Annotated in this window: 1 protein-coding gene and 1 tRNA gene; both read right to left on the bottom strand. The window is 44.7% G+C overall.

What is annotated here, in order from left to right; translation table 11 throughout:
* Window positions 1-73 (bottom strand) — tRNA-Phe (locus MSG33_RS23445).
* A 233-nt stretch (window positions 74-306) separates the two neighbouring features.
* A complete protein-coding gene (locus MSG33_RS23440; protein ID WP_248382323.1) occupies window positions 307-1,932 on the bottom strand; it encodes a methyl-accepting chemotaxis protein in 1,626 nt (541 codons plus the stop codon).
* Window positions 1,933-2,337: the final 405 nt, after the last annotated feature.

The raw sequence follows: 2,337 nt of genomic DNA, 5'->3' as shown, positions 1-2,337 counted from the left end.
TGCCCGGAGGCGGAATCGAACCACCGACACGAGGATTTTCAATCCTCTGCTCTACCGACTGAGCTATCCGGGCGACGAGGTGTATTAAACGGTTTTTCGGCTCTTAGGTCAACCATAAAATTAAAATAAAATATCGTTTGATGAAAATGTGCTCGGAGTGGGCTGTTTTTATGCATTTTTGATACAAATCCACCATCAACTAAGCTTTCTTTAATGGAATGATAGGAGTTTGAAAGTAGAGTAAATGGATAAAAACAAAAAAAGCACGCTTGAAAACGTGCTTTATACTAAACAATTGACTTTAACCTAGTGCTTTACAGAGAACTTGTTTACCCAACCTTCTAGCTCATCTGCCAGCGAAGCTAAACTTTGAGTGCTTGATTGGCTCTCCGTTACCACAGAGTTGAGCTGGCTTCCGCTTTCCTCGATAAGATTGACGCGCAGCGCAATATCATCGCTAACCTGAGTTTGTTCGGCTGCTGCGGTCGCGATCTGCTGACTCATTGCGGTGATAGATTCTAAAGCCGTTACAATTTGCTGCAGAGCTTCAGAGGCATTCTTAGACTCTGTTACTGTGCCCTCACTGGTTTCTGCACACACTTCCATTGTGTGAATAGCGTTACGGGAACCTTCTTGCAGGTTGGAGAGCATATGCTGAATCTCTTTAGTGCTATCTTGTGTTCGGCCTGCCAGGTTGCGCACCTCGTCGGCAACAACGGCAAAGCCTCGACCTTGCTCTCCGGCACGTGCTGCTTCAATGGCAGCATTGAGTGCGAGTAAGTTTGTTTGCTCTGCAATATCGCCAATTACATCGAGCACTTTTACAATATTATTTACATCCTGATCTAGATCGGCGACCGCTTTACTTGCAGTATTTAATTGAGAAGCCAAACCTTGAATGTTTTCAACAGTACTGTGAATCAACTTCTGAGTATGCTGACTTTGTTTATCGGCTTCGTCTGTGTTGTTTGCTGTATCACTTGCCGAGTTGGCAACATGGTTGGCTGAAGATGCCATTTCAGTCATCGCAGTGGCAATCATTGCTGTTGACTGCTGCTGGGATACGGTGAGATCGGCAATCGTATTTGAGCGAGATTCTACGGCAGATAACTCAGCGCGCAGTGCGTGCATGGATTTCTCAAGGTTTGTCACCATGGTGGCTAGTGATTGACTCATATCTTGCACCGCACGATAGATACTTCCTCTCGGCGCCACTGTATCAAAACTGGTCTGAATGTCGCCTTGTGCGACAGCTTGAACGGCTTTGCGCACATCGTTTGGCTCTCCACCAAGTAGATTGAGCATCTTGCGAATCGAGATTATCAGGCCACCGAGAATACTCCCCGCGATAACTAAACACAGTACAAGCTGCCATTGAGCGGTAGCCCAGAAGCGAGCATTCACCTCATTAAAGCCGATCCCTGTACCTACAACCCAGCCCCAATGTGGTGTTTTCTCGGCAATAGAGTGTTTTTCTTCAATGCTTCCGTCGGCCTGCTTTTGACTCCAAGTATATTCGACGATTTGACCTGTTTTGCGCCCCAAAACATCTAAGATAAGTTGGCCGACGCTGTTGCCATCTCCATCACGAAAGTCGTGAAAGCTTGTTCCATGTAATTGAGGGTCAAGCGGAGCTGCAACAAAAATCATGTTCTCATCTGCGACATAAACGTATTCGTTGTCTTTGTAGATATTATTACGGAGTAGGCGAGTGGCTAATGATTTCGCTTCGTCCTCTGGCATTTTGCCTTCGATAGCCATTTTTTCTACTTCGGTAAGAATGCTGTACGCACTTTTGAATAGCTCAGTAACCCGAGCTTTGTTATCAAGGTTACTTGCGACGCGAAGTGTCCATAAGCCCGTTGCGGTCAGTGCTAGGAGTGCTAGCAATATGATCGCAGATAATAAATAGGCTTGAGTTTTTAGTTTCATATTTGGCTCACAAATAAAGTGTCATCACTATGCAAGGCATAGTTAAAAGAAGAAATGTAATAACTCGGGCATCTTAGTGAAGATGAATATGAGCGCATACTAGTGCGTATTGAAATTATGATGAGGATTAAATTTTTAGCGTAAAATAAGTGTTTTTTTAGAGACTGGGCTTAATATTTTGCGATGCTAGAAACAGAGAAACAGAGAAACAGAGAAACAGAGAAACAGAGAAACAGAGAAACAGAGAAACAGAGAAACAGAGAAACTGGGGGAATGAAATGAACGTAGGGCAGATGCCAAAAAGCCGCATCAAAAGATGCGGCTTTTTAAAAATGGCTCCTCCTACTGGACTCGAACCAGTGACCTGCGGATTAACAGTCCGTCGCTCTACCAACTGAGCTAAGG

Source organism: Vibrio sp. 1CM7H, from assembly GCF_023161645.1.
Lineage (GTDB): Bacteria > Pseudomonadota > Gammaproteobacteria > Enterobacterales > Vibrionaceae > Vibrio > Vibrio diabolicus.
This window is presented reverse-complemented; position numbering and strand designations above follow the sequence as displayed.

Excerpts from the sequence above, each read along its gene's own strand:
- MSG33_RS23440 (WP_248382323.1), bottom strand. The coding sequence starts at position 1,932 with ATGAAACTAAAAACTCAAGCCTATTTATTATCTGCGATCATATTGCTA.